This window comes from Variovorax sp. Soil_C_26, assembly GCF_057657075.1.
This window is the reverse complement of record NZ_JBDGJC010000003.1, coordinates 153,754-171,685: the sequence shown is the minus strand read 5'-3', so window position 1 is coordinate 171,685 and position 17,932 is coordinate 153,754. Positions and strand designations below refer to the sequence as shown.

The window sequence follows — 17,932 nt, the reverse complement described above, 5'->3', positions numbered from 1 at the left end:
CTGGCCGCAAGGGCCCCGGTGCTGCCGGGGTTTTTTTTCGTCCGCGTCAGCTGCTGATCAGTGCGCGCCCGGCAGCACCTTGTCCGGCAAGGGCGTGCGGCGAGCGCGCAGCGCCAGCAATTCATTGAATACCAGTGCGCCGATCACCAGCACGCCGCCCGTCAGCACGCTCGCCGCGGGCTGTTCGCCCGCCCCGAGCCAAGCCAGCGCGATGCCGAAGATCACTTCGAGCAAGGCCAGCAGCGCGACTTCGGGTGCCTTGAGCACGCGTGCGCACAGCACCGACAGCACGCACGGGATCGCGAGCTGGAATACCCCCAGGAAGGCCAGCAGGCCCAGGTCGTGCGCGTTCGCCTGGAACGGCAGCGACAGCGGCAGCGTGAGCAGCGTGCTCAAGGCCGCGCCGATCAGCACCGCGGGCACAAGGTCGATGTTCTGGCCCCTGGCATTGGCATGCTGCACCACGGTCCAGTTCGTCGCGCCCGCGAGCGGCACGCAGAGCGCCACCAGCATGCCGGGCAGCGCGCCCCCGCCCCCACCCGTCATTTGAGCGCCGTACATCCAGGCGATGCCGAGACCGCCGACGACGATCGCCACCCAGGTCCGAAGCGGCAGCCGATGGCCGATGAAGATGCGTGCCGCCAGCGCCGTGAGCAGGGGCCCGAGCGACAGCGTGACCAGCACCCGTGCAGTCGATGTGAGCGTGAGTGCCACCATGAATGCGGTGAACATCACGGTCCAGCAGGCGCCCGAGATCCAGAGCGCCCGTCCGCCATGGCGGATCTGCGAGAAAACCGCCCGGCCGCGCCAGAGCGGCAGGATCACGAGCAGCGCCAGCATCGTGAAGAAGCTGCGCCAGAACGTGACCTCGAAACTCTGTGCCTGTTCAAGGTGGCGCGTGACGACGCCCGCCGTGCCCCACATCAGGGTCACGGCGACCATCAGCCACACCGCCCTGCCGTGAGTCAGGCGCATCGCCGGGCCAGCCGCCGCGTGCTCAGCTCGTCGTGTCGCGGCCGGCCCGCTTGCGCTCGTGCTCCTTCAGGAAGCGCTTGCGCAGGCGCACGCTCTTGGGCGTGATCTCGACCAGTTCGTCGTCCTCGATGAACTCCACGCCGTATTCGAGCGTGAGGTCGATCGGCGGCGTGATCTTGATCGCGTCTTCCTTGCCCGAGACACGGAAGTTGGTCAGCTGCTTGGTGCGCGTCGCGTTGACCACGAGGTCGTTGTCGCGGCTGTGGATGCCCACGATCATGCCTTCGTACACCGGATCGTTGGCCTTCACGAACATGCGGCCGCGGTCGTCGAGCTTGCCGAGCGCGTAGGTGAAGATCTCGCCGTCGTCCATCGAGATCAGCACGCCGTTCTTGCGACCACCGATGTCGCCCTTGTGCGGCTCGTAGCTGTCGAAGATGTTGCTGATGAGGCCCGAGCCGCGCGTCAGGTTCAGGAACTCGTTGGTGAAGCCGATCAGGCCCCGCGCCGGAATGCGGTACTCGAGGCGCACGCGGCCGCGGCCGTCCGGTTCCATGTTGACGAGCTCGCCCTTGCGCTCGCCCAGTGCCTGCATCACGCCGCCCTGGTGCTGTTCCTCGATGTCGGCCGTGACCAGCTCGATCGGCTCGTGCTTCTCGCCGTCGACGGTGCGGAACACCACGCGCGGCTTCGACACGGCCATCTCGTAGCCTTCGCGGCGCATGTTCTCCAGCAGGATGGTCAGGTGCAGTTCACCACGGCCCATCACCTCGAAGATGCCTTCTTCGCCGGTTTCGTTCACGCGCAGGGCCACGTTGTGCTGCAGTTCCTTCTGCAGGCGGTCCCAGATCTGGCGGCTGGTGACGAACTTGCCTTCACGGCCGGCCAGCGGGCTGGTGTTGACGCAGAAGTTCATCGTCAGCGTGGGCTCGTCGACCTTTAGCATCGGCAGCGGCGCCGGATTGGTGGGGTCGGTCACGGTCACGCCAATGCCGATGTCGGTGATGCCGTTGATCAGCACGATCTCCCCGGGGCCGGCCTCGGTCGACTGCACGCGGTCGAGGCCCTGGAAGGTCAGCACCTGGTTGACGCGGCCTTTAATCGACTTGCCGTCCGGGCCTTCCATCACCAGCACGTCCGTCATCGGCTTCAGGGTGCCCTGGCTGATGCGGCCCACGCCGATGCGCCCGACGAAGGTCGAGAAGTCGAGTGCCGAGATCTGCAGCTGCAGCGGCGCCTCGGGGTCGCCCGTCTGGGCCGGCACGTGCTCGAGGATGGTGTTGAACAGGGCCGACATGTCGGGGCCCCACTGCTCGCCGGGCGCACCCTCCTCGAGCGACGACCAGCCGTTGATGCCCGAGGCGTACACCACCGGGAAGTCGAGCTGTTCGTCGGTCGCGCCGAGCTTGTCGAACAGGTCGAAGGCGGCGTTGACCACCTTGTCAGGATTGGCGCCGGGCTTGTCGACCTTGTTGACGACCAGGATCGGCTTCAGGCCGAGCGCCAGCGCCTTTTTGGTCACGAAGCGGGTCTGCGGCATCGGGCCTTCCTGGGCATCGATCAGCAGCACCACGCCGTCGACCATGCTGAGCGCGCGCTCCACTTCGCCGCCGAAGTCCGCGTGGCCCGGGGTGTCGACGATGTTGATGTGCGTGCCCTGCCAAGTCACGGCGCAGTTCTTCGCCAGGATCGTGATGCCGCGTTCCTTCTCGATCGCGTTGTTGTCCATCACGGTGTCGACAACCTTCTCGTGCTCGGCGAAGGTGCCCGACTGGCGCAGCAACTGGTCAACCATCGTGGTCTTGCCATGGTCCACGTGGGCAATGATGGCGATATTGCGGATTTGCTTGTTGGTACTCATGGTGTCGCTTCGGTCTGTTGTGCGTTCAAAAGAATTTGCTGGATTTCGATGGGGTTCAGCAAGCGCCCCGGGATCAGTTCGCTGGCCTTGACATGGGCGGTGCCCAGGAAGGCCGGTGGGTCGGTGCCGAACACCGCCACCGCATCGGCGTCGCCCCAGTCGCCGCGGCGCCGCAACCCCGACAGGAAACGTGCCGCATCTTCGGCGCCGAGCGTGACGCGGCTGTGGCCGTCCACCAGGGCCTCGGCCGGCCGCAGTTGCGCGAGGCGCTCGTCCTCGTCCATGGCCTCGAGCGCCTCGAGCGTGACGCATTGCGCCTCGACGAAGTTGCCCGTGGCGATGCGGCGCAGCGAGGTCAGGTGGGCGCCGCAGCCGAGCGCCTCGCCGATGTCTTCGCCGAGCGTGCGGATGTAGGTGCCCTTGCTCACGCGGGCGGCGATGCGCAGTTCGGCATCGCCCGTGCGTTCGAGCGCGAGCATGTGGATGACGACGTCGCGCGGCGCGCGCTCGACCTCCACGCCCTCGCGGGCATATTCATAGAGCGCCTTGCCGTCCTTCTTGAGCGCGCTGTGCATCGGCGGCACCTGGCTGATCGAGCCGGCGAACTGCGCTTCGACGCGCACGAGGTCTTCGGGCGAGACCTGCACCGGCCGTTCGGCGATCACCTCGCCCTCGGCATCGCCGGTCGTCGTCTTGACGCCAAGCCGGGCCGTGGCCACGTAGGTCTTGTCTGCATCGAGGTGCAGTTGGCTGAACTTGGTGGCCGCGCCAAAGCACAGCGGCAGCACGCCGGTGGCCAGTGGATCGAGCGTGCCGGTATGGCCCGCCTTTTCGGCGCGCAACAACCACTTGGCCTTCTGCAAGGCCTGGTTGCTGGAGAGCCCCAGCGGTTTGTCGAGCAACAACACCCCATGCACAGGGCGCCGCTGCACCCGTGTGCGTGGCGCGTTCATCGTCAGTCGTCTTTCGAACGCGAAGCGACGGCCTGCGCAATCAGCGCATTCATGTCGGCCGCACGCTCGGTGGTGCGGTCGAACAGGAAGTGCAGCGTGGGCACGGTGTGGATGTGGAGGCGCTTGAACAGGCCGTTGCGCAGGAAGCCCGCGGCCTGGTTGAGCGCGTCGGTGGTCTCGGTCACGTCGCCCGTGAGCATGCTGAAGTAGATCTTCGCGTGCGCATAGTCGGGCGTGACCTCGACCGCCTGGATCGTGACCATGCCCACGCGCGGGTCCTTCAACTCGCGCGCGATCAGCTCCGTCAGATCGCGCTGGATCTGGTCGGCCACCTTGAAGGCGCGGTTGGGGGCGGCAGCTTTTCTCTTGGGCATGGCGTTCCTCGCATCGAGCGCTTAGAGCGTCCGGGCGATTTCCTTGATCTCGAAGAACTCGAGCTGATCGCCCTCTTTGATGTCGTTGTAGTTCTTGAGTTTGATACCGCACTCGAAGCCTTCGCGGACTTCGCGCACGTCGTCCTTCATGCGCTTGATCGAGTCGACCTCGCCCGTGTAGATCACCACGTTGTCGCGCAGCAGGCGGAAATGCGCGCTGCGGTTGACCGAACCTGAGGTGACGTACGAACCCGCGACCGTGCCGATCTTCGAAGCCACGAACACCGTACGGATCTCGGCCGAGCCGATGATTTCCTCGCGGCGCTCCGGCGCCAGCATGCCCGACATCGCGACCTTGATCTCGTCCACGGCGTCGTAAATGATGCTGTAGTAGTTCAGCTGCACGCCGTTGCCTTCGGCCAGCTTGCGCGCACCGGAGTCGGCGCGCACATTGAAGCCGATCACGACGGCCTTCGACGCGATCGCGAGGTTGATGTCGCTTTCGCTGATGCCGCCCACGCCGGCGTACACGATCTGCACCTTGACCTCTTCGGTCGCCAGCTTGAGCAGCGACTGGGCCAGCGCTTCCTGCGAGCCCTGCACGTCGGCCTTGATGATGATGCGCAGCGTCTGCACTTCGCCGGCCGAGAGGTCGGTGAACATGTTCTGCAGGTTCGCGGCCTGGGCCCTTGCCAGCTTGGTGTTGCGGAACTTGCCGGCACGGTAGGTGGCGATCTCGCGCGCACGGCGCTCGTCGCTCATCACCATGAACTCGTCGCCCGCTTGCGGCACTTCGGTCAGGCCCTGAATCTCGACCGGAATCGAAGGACCCGCGGTCTTGATGGTCTTGCCGTCTTCGTCGAGCATGGCGCGCACGCGGCCATAGGTCGAGCCCGCCAGCACCACGTCGCCGGTCTTGAGCGTGCCGGATTGCACCAGCACGGTTGCGACCGGGCCGCGGCCCTTGTCGAGTTGGGCTTCGATGACCAAGCCCTTGGCGGCGGCATCGACCGGCGCCTTGAGTTCCAGCACTTCGGCCTGCAGCAGCACCTGCTCGAGCAGGTTGTCGATGCCCTGGCCGGTCTTGGCCGACACCGGCACGAACGGCACGTCGCCGCCGTACTCTTCAGGCACGACCTCTTCGGCCACCAGTTCCTGCTTCACGCGGTCCAGGTTGGCGTCGGGTTTGTCCACCTTGTTGATAGCGACCACGATCGGCACGCCAGCCGCCTTCGCGTGCTTGATGGCTTCCTTGGTCTGGGGCATGACGCCGTCGTCGGCCGCCACCACGAGGATGACGATGTCGGTGGCCTGCGCACCGCGGGCACGCATGGCGGTGAACGCCTCGTGACCCGGGGTGTCAAGGAACGACACCATGCCGCGTTCGGTTTCGACGTGGTACGCACCAATGTGCTGCGTGATGCCGCCGGCTTCGCCCGAGGCGACCTTGGCGCGCCGGATGTAGTCCAGCAGCGAGGTCTTGCCGTGGTCGACGTGGCCCATGACGGTCACGACCGGTGCGCGCGGCAGGGCTTCTGCCTGCTGCGCCGACACGTCCTCGTCGGTGAAGGCTTCGGGGTCGTCCAGCGCGGCAACCACCGCGTTGTGGCCCATTTCCTCCACCAGAATCATGGCGGTGTCCTGGTCGAGCGACTGGTTGATGGTCGCCATCTGGCCCAGCTTCATGAGCTGCTTGATGACTTCCTGGGCCTTGACGGCCATCTTGTGCGCGAGCTCGGCCACCGTGATGGTCTCGGGCACGTGCACTTCGATAATGCGCGCCTCGACCGGTGCGGCCTGCACATGGTCTTCATGGCCTCCGCGGTCGTTGCCGCCGCGGCGCCCACGCGGGCCTCCGCGCCAGTTGCCGCGGCCAACGCCGCCGCTCGCATCGCCGCGGGTCTTGATTTCCTTCTTCTTGGCGGCAGGATCGCCGGCCCAGCTCGACGAGAGCTTGGCCGACTTGACTTCCTTGCCTGCGCCAGCGGGTGCTGCAGCACCCGGCGCGGCGGGCGCACCAGGGCGGGCCGCGGGCGCAGCCGGCTTGTGCAGCGTGCCCTTGACCGCCGCCTTTTCGGGCTGCGGCTTTTCGGGCGCCTTGTGCGGCACCAGCACACGGGCCGGCGCATTCATCATCGCGCGGATGGCTTCGGCCTCGGCGAGGGCCTTGCGGCGGCGTTCGTCGAGATCGCGGGCGCGGGCGGCTTCTTCGTCGGCACGGGCCTGGGATTCGGCGGCGGCCTTGGCCTTCGCGTCTTCCTTGGCCTGGGCCGCGGCTGCCTGCGCTGCCGCCTTGTCGTCGGCGGCCTGCTGCTCGGCAGCGGCTGCGGCGGGCGCAGGCGCCGGCGCGGCCGTTTCCTTCGCAGGCGAAGCGGCGGCATCGGCGGCCTTCTTCTTCTCGGCGGCGGCGCGTGCGGCTTCCTGTTCGGCCTGTTCGGCGCGCTCGGCCTTCTCGGCCTGTTCGCGTGCACGGGCTTCGGTTTCCTCGCGCAGGCGGCGCTTTTCGACGAGCTCTTCTTCCTGACGGCGGATCAGCTCGGCCTGGCGGCGCGCCTCTTCCTCGCGGCGGGCCAGTTCGGTCTCGTCGATGCGGGGTGCGGCGGGGGCCTCGGCGGGCGCCTCGGCAGCCGGCGGCGCTTCGGGCGCGACCGCGGGGCCATCGTCGCGCTGGATGAAGGTGCGCTTCTTGCGCACCTCGACCTGGATCGTGCGGGCGCGGCCCATGGCATCGGCCTGCTTGATCTCGCTGGTCGACTTCTTGGTCAGCGTGATTTTCTTGCGCTCGGGCTCGACAGTGCCGTGCGCGGCCTTCAGGTGGCCGAGCAGGCGCTGCTTGTCAGCCTCGGTGAGCGCGTCGGTGGCGGCCGCTTTGGGCACGCCCGCACTCTTGAGCTGGTCAAGCAGGGTTTCGGGAGTCTTCTTGAGTTCGTGCGCGAACTCGGCGACAGTGGTACTGGACATATTGGTTTCGTGCCTCCATGACCGTCACTCTTGGCCGGCGAACCAGTGTTCGCGGGCTTTCAAGATGAGGGCTTTGGCGTCATCGGCGCTGTGGCCGGTGATCTCGGTGAGTTCATCGACCGCGAGGTCGGCCAGGTCGTCACGGGTGTGAACACCCGCCTCGGCCAGCTTGGGAATCAGCTCGGGGTCCAGGCCTTCGAGGTCGCGCAGATTCTGCGAGACGGTCTCGACGCCCTCTTCCTTGGCGATTTCCATCGTCAGCAGCGCATCCTTGGCGCGCGAACGGAGTTCGTTGATCGTATCTTCATCGAACGACTCGATCTCCAGTAGTTCGGAGATCGGCACATAGGCCACTTCCTCGAGGCTGGTGAAGCCCTCGGAAATCAGGATGTCAGCGATTTCCTCGTCGACGTCGAGCTTTTCCATGAAGAGCTTGCGGCTCGCATCGGTTTCGCTCGCCTGCTTCTGGGCCGACTCGTTGGCGTCCATGATGTTGATCTTCCAGCCCGTGAGGTCGGAAGCGAGGCGCACGTTCTGGCCGCCGCGGCCGATGGCGATCGCGAGGTTTTCCTCGTCGACCACCACGTCCATGGCGTGCTTTTCCTCGTCGACCACGATCGACGACACGTTGGCCGGGGCCAGCGCGCCGATGACGAACTGGGCCGGGTCCTCGCTCCACAGCACGATGTCCACGCGCTCGCCGGCGAGCTCGTTGGTCACGGCATTGACGCGGGTGCCGCGCACGCCGACGCAGGTGCCGATCGGGTCGACACGCTTGTCGTGCGAGAGCACGGCGATCTTGGCGCGCGAGCCGGGATCGCGGGCACAGCTCTTGATCTCGAGCAGGCCCTGCTCGATCTCGGGCACTTCCTGGCGGAACAGCTCGATCATGAACTCGGGTGCCGAGCGCGAGAGGATGATGGGCGCGCCACGAAGCGTGAGGTCGACCTCCATGATCATGGCGCGCACGCGGTCGCCGTTGCGCAGGTTCTCCTTGGCGATCATCTCGCTGCGGCGCAGGCGCCCTTCGACGCGGCCGGCCTCCACGATGATGTCGCCCTTGTCGAGGCGCTTGACGGTACCCACGAAGATCTTGTCGCCGCGCGACATGAAGTCATTGAGCAGCATCTCGCGCTCGGCGTCGCGGATCTTCTGCAGGATGACCTGCTTGGCGGCCATCGCACCGATGCGGCCGATCGGCACGGAGTCGACCGCTTCCTCGATGTACTCGTCGACCTCGATGTCGGGCATTTCCTCGCGGGCTTCGAACAGGAGGATCTCCTGGTCGGGCAGCTGCAGGCCGGCCTCGTCCGGGACGACGTGCCAGCGGCGGAAGGTTTCATAGTCGCCGCTTTCGCGGTCGACCGAGACGCGGATGTCCACGTCGCCCTGGTGGAGCTTCTTGGTGGCTTGCGCCAGCGCGGATTCGACCGCGCCGAAGACCACGTCGCGTTCGACGTTCTTCTCGCGCGAGATCGCATCCACCAACATCAACATTTCGCGATTCATGCCACCACTCTCCTTCAGTCAGTCCGGAACATTCGTTCCGTCGTCAATATCCGTCGAACCCTGCTGGGTCTTGGCCCTGCGGCCCTTGAAATCCACAATGGGTGCGAGCCGCGCCTCGCGCAGCTCGTCCAGCGAGAAGCCCAGCGCGCGCAGCGGTGCAGGCGCGCGCTTCTTGCTCACTTTTTGTCCAGGCTTGGGCTCGGGCGCATCGCTCCAGACGATCTGCCAGCCCGCGGCGCCTTCGGCCGTCTCGACACGCTCCAGCGTGCCGCGGAATTTCTTGCGGTTGGCAGACACCTGCCCGGCAGCCGCCGCACCCATCGGCGCCTTCAGCGTGATGTCGATCACTTCACCCACGAAGCGCTCGAAATCCTGCGCATTGCGCAGCGGGCGGTCAATACCCGGCGAGGAAACCTCGAGCCGCTTGTATTCGGCGCCGTCGACTTCGAGCGCAAACTGCAATTGGCGTGTGACTTTTTCGCAGTCTTCCACCGTCACGAAGGGCTCGGGCATACCAGCAGCCAAGGCTTCGGAAGTGGGGGCGGTCCAGGGCAAATCAATTGTCACGCGCAGCAATCCCCCGGCCGAGCGCTCGATCTCGACCAGGTCGTAGCCGAGTCCGGCAACGGTTTGTTCCACTGTCTGCTGCAATGCCACGTGTTTGAAAATGCCTTGAATAAAAACGTATATGCGCGCCACCCGCCCGCCACGGGTGCCACGCATTGAATTCGGACAGACCAAAAAAAACGGGCGGTTGGTACCCGCCCGTTTGGTCGTGAGCCTCGGATTATATGCTATTCCAATGACAAATGAAGGGGCTGGCGCGCTTCAAAACGCTACCCGGCACCGGGATTTGGCCCAGACCCGCGCAAACAGCGCCGCGCCGAGCGCCAGCGCCGCTGCCGCAACCAGCAGCGGCAGCTCGAAAGTGCCGGTTCGCTGTGCCAGCGGCGCGGCAAACAATGGGCCGACGATCTGGCCGACACCGTACGAAGCCGTGGCATAGCCGATCAATCCGGCCGCCGCATTGCCGCGCAGGCGGCGCGCTTCGCGCATGGCGAAAAGGGTGATGGCGGTGAATGGCATGCCGAGCAGCAGGCTGCCAAGCGCAAAACCGACGATGGTTGGCCAGGCCACCGACAGCACCACGCCGAGCGCCTGCAGCGCGTACGCGACTGCGAGCAGCAGCCGGTTGTCCCAATGCTGGGGCGCCCGCGCGCCGATCAGGGCGCCCGGAATGATCGCAAGCCCGAACAGCGGCCAGAACAGGTCGGGCCAGGTCGAGCCGGGCAATGCCTGGCGGGCAATCACCGGCAGGAAGGTCGCGGTGATGATGTAGCCGAAACCCGCCAGCCCGTAGAGCGCCACGAGCCAGGCCGCATCGCCGCGCGCCGACGCTGGCGCGGCAAAGCCGGGCGCGACTGGTACTCCTGCCGCCGCGCCGCCGGCAGCGGGCGCCTCGCCGTCGTCGAAGACCCGCCAGATCAGTGCCACCAGCGCCGCCGCAAGGAGGCCAAGCCCAATCCATCCTGCCTCAGAACCCCAACGCCCGAGCGCCCCACCGAGCAAGCCAGTCACCGCGATGCCGATGCCCGGACCGGTGTAGATCACACCGGCCAGCGTCGGCAAATTCGTTTCGGCCAGCCGGCGCAGCCCCCAGCCCGACGCGAACACGAAGACCCAGGCGCTCATCACGCCGGCCGCCGTGCGCAGCACGCCCCAGCCGATGAAGCTGTGCAGCACCCCCATGCCGACCAGCAGCAGCGCCGTCGCGACCAGACCGCCGCGCACCATGCGCCGGGCCGGAATGGCGATCGCTGCGCAACTGACTGCACCGAGGAAGTAACCAAGGTAATTGAGAGAAGCTAGCACCCCTCCGCCCTGCAGCGAGAGCTTTCCCTCGTGCAGCATGATCGGCAGCATGGGCGTGAAAGCGAAGCGCCCCAGGCCCATCGCCACCGCCAGCGTCACCATGCAGGCCAGCGCCGCGCGCCAGGCGTCGCGCCGTCCTTGTCCGATCTGCGACATCTTTGGGTTCTTCTTTTTCTATTCGAGCAAGGCAGCGGCCACGAGCCGCTGCGTGTAGGGGTGTTCCGGCGCATCGAGCACGCGCTCGACCGGGCCGGCTTCGAGGATCGCGCCGTCCTTCATCACGATGACCTGGTGCGCCATGGCCCTGATCACCTCGACGTCGTGCGTGATAAGCAGGTAGCTCAGCCCGCGCTCGCGCTGCAGCCGCTGGAGCAGTCCGAGCACCTGCTTCTGGATCGTCACGTCGAGCGCGCTGGTGGGTTCGTCAAGCACCAGAAGGCGCGGTTCGACGATCAGCGCACGCGCGATCGCGAGCCGCTGGCGCTGGCCGCCCGAGAATTCGTGGGGATAGCGATCGAGCAGCGCCGGAAACTGGGCTTCGTCGAGCCCGACGTCGGCCAGCGCCGCCAGCGCGCGTTCGCGGCGCTGCGCGCGGTCGAGCTCGGGCGCATGCACGCGCAGCCCCTCGCCCACGATCTGCTCCACGGTCATGCGCGGCGAGAGCGAGGAGAACGGGTCCTGGAAGACGACCTGCATCAGGCGGCGCAGGGCCAGGTCGGAGGCCCGGCCGCCAGCCCAGGCCTTGGCGTCGACCGCGAGCGTGCCGCGGTGCTTCAGGAGCCCGAGCGCCGCCAGCGCCAGCGTCGACTTCCCCGAGCCCGATTCGCCGACCACGCCGAGCGTCTCGCCGGGCGCAATGCGGAAATCCGCCCCCTGCACGGCGACGAACTCGCCCTTGCGGAACCAGCCCGCGAAGCCCGGCCGCGCGATCGGATAGGCCACGCGCAGGCCCCTGGCCTCAAGCACCGGCCGCGCGTCGGCATCGCCGGGCACGGGCGACACGTTGCGCTCGGGGTGGCTGTCGATCAGCTTGCGGGTGTAGGCATGCCGCGGCGCCTCGAAGACGGTGGCGACCGCGCCGTGCTCGACGATGTGGCCACTCTCCATCACCGCCACCCGGTCGGCGAAGCGGCGCACGAGGTTCAGGTCGTGCGTGATCAGCAGCACGGCCATGCCGTGGCGGCGCTGCAGGTCGGCGAGCAGCTCGAGGATCTGCGCGCGCACCGTGACGTCGAGCGCCGTGGTGGGCTCGTCGGCCAAAAGCAGCCGCGGTTTGCAGGCCAGCGCCATCGCGATCATGGCGCGCTGCCGCTGACCGCCCGAGAGCTGGTGCGGAAACGCCCTCGCCCGCCGCTCGGGCTCGGGGATGCCAGTGTCGGAAAGAAGCCGGACGGCCGCCTCCTGTGCGGCGCGCGCGGGAAGCCCTTCGTGCAGTTCGAGCACCTCGGCGATCTGGTCGCCCACGGTGTAGAGCGCGTTGAGCGCGGTCATCGGCTCCTGGAAGATCATCGCGATCTCCTTGCCGCGGATGCCGCGCAGTTCGCGTTCGGGGATCGACAGCAGGTCGCGCCCGTTCGGCGAAGAAGGCGGCGCATTGAACAGCGTGGCGGTTCCGGCCAGATCGGCGTTCTGCACCAGCCGCAGCAGCGACAGCGCAGTGACCGTCTTGCCCGAGCCCGACTCGCCGACCAGCGCGAGCTTTTCACCCGCAGCGATGTGGAAGTCGATGCCGTGCACGACCTCCTTGCCGCCGAAGGCAACGCGCAGGCCCTTCACGTCGACGAGGGGTGGCTGGGGTCGGGACATGTCGCTCACTTGTCTGCCTTGCGCGGGTCCAGGGCATCGCGCAGCGCGTCGCCCATGAAGGTGAGCAGCATCAGCGTGATCACGAGCACGCCGAAGGTGGACAGCGAGATCCACCAGGCATCGATGTTGGCCTTACCCTGGCTCAGCAGTTCGCCGAGCGACGGGGTGCCCGGCGGCACGCCGAGGCCGAGGAAGTCGAGCGAGGTCAACGCGAGGATCGCCGCACTCATTCGGAACGGCAGGAACGTGACCACCGGCACCATGCTGTTGGGCAGGATGTGGCGCCACATGATCTGCAGATTGCCCACGCCGAGCGCCCGCGCCGCGCGCACGTAGTCCATCTGGCGGTTGCGCAGGAACTCCGCGCGCACGTAGTCCGAGAGCCCCATCCAGCCGAACAGGCTCAGCAGGATCAAGAGCAGCGCCACGCTCGGCGAGAAGATCGCGCTGAAGATGATCAGCAGGTACAGCTCGGGCATCGAACCCCAGATCTCGATGAAGCGCTGGAACGCCAGGTCGGTCTTGCCGCCGAAAAAGCCCTGGATCGCCCCCGTCACGATGCCCAGCACCACACCGATGGCGGTGAGCGCCAGCGCGAACAGCACGCTGACCCGAAAGCCGTAGATCAGCTGCGCCAGCAGGTCGCGGCCGCGGTCATCGGTGCCGAACAGGTTCTCGCGCGACGGCGCCGCAGGATTCGGCAACTTGGCGAAGTAGTTGAGCGTCTGCGGTCCATAGGGGTTGGGCGCGTACACGGCCCAGTTGCGGCCCGAGGTGATGCGCTCGCGGATGAACGGGTCGAGGTAGTCGGCCGGCGTCTCGAAGTCGCCGCCGAAGGTCTTCTCGGGGTAGTCGCGCAACACCGGAAAGTAGGTCTGGCCCTCGTAGCGCACGACGAGCGGCTTGTCGGTCGACAGCAGCTCTGCGAACAGGCTCAGGACGACGAGGATCGTGAACACCACCAGGCTCCAGAAGCCCAGCGGATTGCGGCGGAAGCGGCGCCAGGCGCGGCGTCCGGGGCTCACGGAGGCGATCGGCACGTCAGTCAAACTTCACCCTCGGGTCGACCCAGACGTAGCACAAGTCCGAAATGAGCTTGGTCGCGAGTCCGATGAGCGTGAACAGGAACAGCGTGCCGAGCACCACCGGATAGTCGCGGCGGATCACGCTCTCGTAGCTCAGCAGGCCGAGGCCATCGAGCGAGAACAGCGTTTCGATCAGCAGCGAGCCGGTGAAGAACGCGCCGATGAAGGCGGCTGGGAAGCCCGTGATGATCGGGATCAGCGCGTTGCGGAAGATGTGCTTCCAGAGCACCTGCCGTTCGGCCAGCCCCTTGGCGCGCGCGGTCAGCACGTATTGCTTGCGGATTTCCTCGAGGAAGGAGTTCTTCGTGAGCATGGCCGTGACCGCGAAGCTGCCGAGCACCATCGCCGTCACCGGCAGCGTGATGTGCCAGAGATAGTCGACGATCTTCGCGCCCCAGCTCAGCGTTTCCCAGTTGGGCGAAGTCAGCCCGCGAAGCGGAAACCACTGCAGTTGCCCGCCGAAGATGACGAGCAGCGCCACCCCGAGCACGAAGCCAGGGATCGCATAGCCGATCAGCACGATCAGCGTGGTGACGAAGTCGAAGCGCGAGCCCGCACGCACCGCCTTCGCCACACCCAGCGGCACCGCGATCAGGTAGCTGATGAAAAAGGTCCACAGGCCCAGGCTGATCGACACCGGCAGCTTTTCCTTGACCAGTTCCCAGACCGCCTTGCGCTGGTAGAAGCTCTGGCCGAGGTCGAGCCGCGCGAAGGACTTGAGCATCTGCCAGAAGCGCTCGTGCGGGGGCTTGTCGAAGCCGTAGAGCTTCTTGATCTCCTCGATGCGCTGCGGGTCGAGCCCCTGTCGGCCGCGATAGCCCGCGCCGGCGGCGGCCGCGCGTTCGCCCCCCGAGTCGCGGCCCTGCAGCTGCGCCACCATCTGCTCGACCGGGCCGCCCGGCACGAACTGGATCACCATGAAGGTGATGAGCAGCACGCCCAGCAGCGTCGGGATCATCAGCAGGAGGCGTTTGAGGATGTAGCTGGCCATTCCGGGGGATGCCTCGTTCACTTGTTGGCGGGCGAGGCCCACCACGTCGAGAGGGCCCAGTCGCCCGCATCGTAGTACGGCGGGATGGTCGGCGGCAGCACCACGCCGGCCGGCCGGTAGCCGATCAGGAAGTCGCTGCCGTAGTACATCGGGATCGAGTAATGGCCGTGCGAGAGCACGCGGTCGAGCACGCGCATGGCCGTGGCGAGCTCGGGGCGCGTGGTTGCCGCCACCACCTTGCCGATGATCGCGTCCACCGCCGGATCGGCAATGCCCCATGCGTTGGCCGAGCCGTTGGTTTCCGCGGCCTTGGCGCCGAACAGCTCGAACAGTTCCCCGCCCGGCGCGCTGCTGCCCGGCAGCCGCCGCGTCGTCATGTCGAAGTCGTGGTTGTCCATGCGCTGCTGCGCGAGCGAGAAGTCGACGGTGCGAAAGCTCAGCGCGATGCCGAGCTTTCTCAGCGACGCCTGCAGCGGCGTGGCGACGCGGATCAGCGAGGGCTGGTCGTTGAGGAACTCGATCGTGAAGGCCTCGTTCTTCTCGTTGCGCAGTGCGCCGTCACGGTAGGTCCAGCCCGCTTCGGCCAGCAGCGCCCTCGCCCGTCGCAGGTTGTCGCGCAGGCTGCCGGGTGGCTCGGTGCTCGCCGGCACGGCGGCAGGCCCGAACACTTCGGGCCGGAGCTTGGCGCGCAGCGGCTCCATCAGCGCCAGTTCGTCGGGCTTGGGCAGGCCCTCGGCATGGAACTCGCTGTTCGGGAAGTAGCCGTGCACGCGTTTGTAGAGGCCGTAGAACAGCTGCCGGTTGAGCCATTCGAAGTCCATCGCGAGACCGATGGCCTCGCGCACGCGCACGTCCTTGAACTTGTCCCTGCGGGTGTTGAAGATGTAGCCCTGGAAGTCGCCCGGGTTCTGGTTCTCGAAGGCGCGCTTGACGATCTCGCCGCTGTCGAACTGCTTGCCCTTGTACTGGCGCGCCCAGTTGCGAGAGGTGAACTCGCGCATGAAGTCGAACTCGCCGGCCTTGAGCCCCTCGAAGCGCGCCGTCTCGTCGAGGTACACCTTGTAGGCGATGCGGTCGAAGTTGAAGAACCCCTTTCGCACCGGCAACTCGGCGCCCCAGTAGTCGGCGCGGCGCACGTAGGTGATGTCGCGGCCCAGGCGGTCGCTCGCCGGGCGGTAGGGGCCCGACGCGATCGGCACCTCGCTGACGATCTGGTCGAAGGGCTTGCCGCCGCCCCACTGCCGGCTGAACACCGGCATGCCGCCGACCACCAGCGGCAGTTCGCGGTTCGGGCTCGCGAAGTCGAAGCGCACGCTGCGCTCGCCGAGCGCCGTCACCTTCCGGACCTCGGCGTAGATGGTCTTGAACTGCGGCGAGGCGAGCGGCCCCGTGAGCGTCACGAACGAATGGACCACGTCGGCCGCCAGCACCGGCGAGCCGTCGTTGAAGCGGGCCTTCGGGTTGAGCCTGAAGGTGGCCGAGAGCCGGTCGGGCGCCACCTCCACGTCCTCGGCCAGCAGGCCGTAGGCCGTGGTCGGCTCCTCGGAATTGCCGGTCATCAGGCTTTCGAACATCAACGGTCCGATCCCCGCGGGTCCCGTGCCCTTGAGCGTGAACGGGTTGAACTTGTCGAAGTTGGTCGGCCGCGTCGGCGGCACCAGCCTGAACTCACCACCCTTGGGCGCATCGGGGTTCACATAGGCGAAATGGGTGAACCCGGGCGGGTACTTGATGTCGCCGAATTGCGCGTAGGCATGGGCGGCCCATGAGGGAGCCGCCGAGAGCGCCAAGAAAAGAAGCAGCCAACCTCGCATGCGAGAATTCTGCACAAGATTTTCAAGAGGCAGATCCATGGGCTTTCTTTCCGGCAAAAAACTGTTGATCACCGGCGTGCTGAGCAACCGCTCCATCGCCTACGGCATCGCCAAGGCGTGCCACGCGCAGGGCGCCGAACTGGCGTTCAGCTACGTGGGCGAACGTTTCAAGGACCGCATCACCGAGTTTGCGGCCGATTTCGGCTCGAAGCTGATCTTCGACTGCGACGTGGGCGACGACGCGCAGATCGACAAGCTGTTCGCGGACCTGGCGCAGACCTGGCCCACCTTCGACGGCTTCGTGCACAGCATCGGCTTTGCGCCGCGCGAGGCGATCGCGGGCGACTTTCTCGGCGGCCTGTCGCGCGAGGGCTTCCGGATCGCGCACGACATCAGCGCCTACAGCTTCCCGGCCATGGCCAAGGCGGCGCTGCCCTATCTCAATCCGAAGGCGGCGCTCCTCACGTTGACCTACCTGGGCGCCGAGCGCGCGCTGCCCAACTACAACACCATGGGCCTGGCCAAGGCCTCGCTCGAGGCCTCGGTGCGCTACACCGCCGCCGCGATCGGCCCCAAGGGCATGCGCGCCAACGGCATCAGCGCCGGCCCGATCAAGACGCTGGCCGCGAGCGGCATCAAGGATTTCGGCAAGATCCTCTCGGCGGTCGCCGAGGCCTCGCCGATCCGCCGCAACGTGACGATCGAGGAAGTCGGCAACGTGGCCGCCTTTCTGCTGAGCGACCTGGCCAGCGGCGTGACCGCCGAGATCACCTACGTCGACGGCGGCTTCAGCCGGGTGGTGCCGGGCATGGCGGAATAAGCCCCGCCCTCCCTTCCTCTTACTGCCAGGCCGGATCTTCATGCGCTGCGCCCTCCCCCTGACGCGACGCACGCTGCTGCTCGCCGGCCTCGGCGCGCTGGTGGCGCGCACCGCCGCCGCTGCGACCGACGGCCCGCCGCGGCTGATGCTCGCCGGGGTCTACCGGCCGGGCATGTCGCTCGACGACTATTGGGTCAGCGAGAAATACGACGGCCTGCGCGGCTTCTGGGATGGCCAGCGGCTCTGGACCCGCGGCGGCGAAGCCGTCATCGCGCCGGCCTGGTTCACCGCGCCGCTGCCCAAGCAGCCGCTCGACGGCGAACTCTGGGCGGGCCGCGGACAATTCGAGCGCGCCGCGTCCACCGTTCGCAGCCAGACGCCCAATGACGCGGCCTGGCGCGAGATGCGCTTCATGGTGTTCGACCTGCCGGCCCATGGCGGCGACTTCACCGCGCGCCTGGCCGCCCTGCGCCAGCTGCTGCCGATCACCGATGCGCCCTGGGTGGTGCCCGTGCCCCAGGAACGCGCCACCACCCATGCCGCGCTCCAGGCACTGCTCGCCAAGACCGAAAAGATGGGCGGCGAAGGGCTCATGCTGCACCGGGGGAGTTCGCTCTACCGCGCCGAGCGGAACAACGACCTGCTGAAGGTCAAGAGCTACGAGGACGCCGAGGCGCGCGTGGTCGGGCATGTGGGCGGCAAGGGCCGGCATGCCGGCCGGCTCGGCGCGCTGCTGGTCGAAACGCGCGACGGCCGGCGCTTCAAGCTCGGCAGCGGCCTGAGCGATGCCCAGCGCGACCATCCCCCGGCCGTCGGAACCTGGGTCACCTACCGCTACAACGGCACCCATGCGAGCGGGCTGCCGCGCTTCGCGCGCTTCATGCGCGTCCGAACCGACGCGCCCTCTTGAG

General features: G+C 67.2%; 14 protein-coding genes. 2 read left to right on the top strand and 12 right to left on the bottom strand.

Features of this window, described 5'->3' with window-relative positions; all coding sequences use genetic code 11:
- Positions 1–57: 57 nt before the first annotated feature.
- From AC3A6G_RS10235 to AC3A6G_RS10180, 12 genes are all read right to left on the bottom strand, one after another.
- Entirely contained in the window at positions 58–975 is a 918-nt protein-coding gene (locus AC3A6G_RS10235; RefSeq protein WP_487859191.1) for a DMT family transporter, read from the bottom strand.
- A 22-nt stretch (positions 976–997) separates the two neighbouring features.
- Positions 998–2,836, bottom strand: coding sequence for a translational GTPase TypA (typA, locus tag AC3A6G_RS10230; RefSeq protein WP_487859192.1), 1,839 nt, complete (start codon positions 2,834–2,836; stop codon positions 998–1,000).
- The gene (gene truB / locus AC3A6G_RS10225; protein WP_487859193.1) at positions 2,833–3,789 is read right to left on the bottom strand and encodes a tRNA pseudouridine(55) synthase TruB; all 957 of its coding nucleotides are present in this window, start codon (positions 3,787–3,789) and stop codon (positions 2,833–2,835) included. Before truB ends, typA begins: the two co-directional genes overlap by 4 nt.
- Positions 3,790–3,791: 2 nt before the next feature.
- Positions 3,792–4,163: a 30S ribosome-binding factor RbfA gene (gene rbfA / locus AC3A6G_RS10220; protein ID WP_198784014.1), complete on the bottom strand. Its 372-nt coding sequence runs from the start codon at positions 4,161–4,163 to the stop codon at positions 3,792–3,794.
- A gap of 21 nt (positions 4,164–4,184) precedes the next feature.
- Positions 4,185–7,124, bottom strand: a complete 2,940-nt coding sequence (gene infB / locus AC3A6G_RS10215) for a translation initiation factor IF-2 (protein WP_487859194.1) — start codon at positions 7,122–7,124, stop codon at positions 4,185–4,187.
- A gap of 24 nt (positions 7,125–7,148) precedes the next feature.
- Positions 7,149–8,633 (bottom strand): transcription termination factor NusA, encoded by a 1,485-nt coding sequence (nusA, locus tag AC3A6G_RS10210; protein WP_487859195.1) that lies wholly within the window; start codon positions 8,631–8,633, stop codon positions 7,149–7,151.
- An 18-nt stretch (positions 8,634–8,651) separates the two neighbouring features.
- On the bottom strand, positions 8,652–9,290 hold the full coding sequence (gene rimP, locus AC3A6G_RS10205) for a ribosome maturation factor RimP (protein ID WP_487859353.1): 639 nt from the start codon (positions 9,288–9,290) through the stop codon (positions 8,652–8,654).
- Positions 9,291–9,461: 171 nt separating this feature from the next.
- The gene (locus AC3A6G_RS10200; RefSeq protein WP_487859196.1) at positions 9,462–10,661 is read right to left on the bottom strand and encodes a YbfB/YjiJ family MFS transporter; all 1,200 of its coding nucleotides are present in this window, start codon (positions 10,659–10,661) and stop codon (positions 9,462–9,464) included.
- 18 nt (positions 10,662–10,679) lie between these two features.
- Positions 10,680–12,311, bottom strand: a complete 1,632-nt coding sequence (locus AC3A6G_RS10195) for an ABC transporter ATP-binding protein (RefSeq protein WP_487859197.1) — start codon at positions 12,309–12,311, stop codon at positions 10,680–10,682.
- 5 nt (positions 12,312–12,316) lie between these two features.
- Positions 12,317–13,351 (bottom strand): ABC transporter permease, encoded by a 1,035-nt coding sequence (locus AC3A6G_RS10190; RefSeq protein WP_487859198.1) that lies wholly within the window; start codon positions 13,349–13,351, stop codon positions 12,317–12,319.
- Position 13,352: 1 nt separating this feature from the next.
- On the bottom strand, positions 13,353–14,387 hold the full coding sequence (locus tag AC3A6G_RS10185; protein WP_487859199.1) for a microcin C ABC transporter permease YejB: 1,035 nt from the start codon (positions 14,385–14,387) through the stop codon (positions 13,353–13,355).
- Between the two features lie 17 nt (positions 14,388–14,404).
- The gene (locus tag AC3A6G_RS10180) at positions 14,405–16,201 is read right to left on the bottom strand and encodes an extracellular solute-binding protein (protein WP_487859200.1); all 1,797 of its coding nucleotides are present in this window, start codon (positions 16,199–16,201) and stop codon (positions 14,405–14,407) included.
- Positions 16,202–16,238: 37 nt separating this feature from the next.
- On the opposite strand from AC3A6G_RS10180, the gene fabI reads away from it, so the two are divergent.
- Together fabI and AC3A6G_RS10170 are read left to right on the top strand one after the other, a co-directional pair.
- The gene (fabI, locus tag AC3A6G_RS10175; RefSeq protein WP_487859201.1) at positions 16,239–17,021 is read left to right on the top strand and encodes an enoyl-ACP reductase FabI; all 783 of its coding nucleotides are present in this window, start codon (positions 16,239–16,241) and stop codon (positions 17,019–17,021) included.
- Between the two features lie 40 nt (positions 17,022–17,061).
- Positions 17,062–17,931: a DNA ligase gene (locus tag AC3A6G_RS10170; protein ID WP_487859202.1), complete on the top strand. Its 870-nt coding sequence runs from the start codon at positions 17,062–17,064 to the stop codon at positions 17,929–17,931.
- Position 17,932: the final 1 nt, after the last annotated feature.

Bases quoted from the DNA above. Each gene is read 5' to 3' on its own strand.
- AC3A6G_RS10235 (WP_487859191.1), bottom strand. From the start codon at position 975: ATGCGCCTGACTCACGGCAGGGCGGTGTGGCTGATGGTCGCCGTGACC.
- typA (WP_487859192.1), bottom strand. From the start codon at position 2,836: ATGAGTACCAACAAGCAAATCCGCAATATCGCCATCATTGCCCACGTG.
- truB (WP_487859193.1), bottom strand. From the start codon at position 3,789: ATGAACGCGCCACGCACACGGGTGCAGCGGCGCCCTGTGCATGGGGTG.
- rbfA (WP_198784014.1), bottom strand. From the start codon at position 4,163: ATGCCCAAGAGAAAAGCTGCCGCCCCCAACCGCGCCTTCAAGGTGGCC.
- infB (WP_487859194.1), bottom strand. From the start codon at position 7,124: ATGTCCAGTACCACTGTCGCCGAGTTCGCGCACGAACTCAAGAAGACT.
- nusA (WP_487859195.1), bottom strand. From the start codon at position 8,633: ATGAATCGCGAAATGTTGATGTTGGTGGATGCGATCTCGCGCGAGAAG.
- AC3A6G_RS10200 (WP_487859196.1), bottom strand. From the start codon at position 10,661: ATGTCGCAGATCGGACAAGGACGGCGCGACGCCTGGCGCGCGGCGCTG.
- AC3A6G_RS10195 (WP_487859197.1), bottom strand. From the start codon at position 12,311: ATGTCCCGACCCCAGCCACCCCTCGTCGACGTGAAGGGCCTGCGCGTT.
- AC3A6G_RS10185 (WP_487859199.1), bottom strand. From the start codon at position 14,387: ATGGCCAGCTACATCCTCAAACGCCTCCTGCTGATGATCCCGACGCTG.
- AC3A6G_RS10180 (WP_487859200.1), bottom strand. From the start codon at position 16,201: ATGCGAGGTTGGCTGCTTCTTTTCTTGGCGCTCTCGGCGGCTCCCTCA.
- fabI (WP_487859201.1), top strand. From the start codon at position 16,239: ATGGGCTTTCTTTCCGGCAAAAAACTGTTGATCACCGGCGTGCTGAGC.
- AC3A6G_RS10170 (WP_487859202.1), top strand. From the start codon at position 17,062: ATGCGCTGCGCCCTCCCCCTGACGCGACGCACGCTGCTGCTCGCCGGC.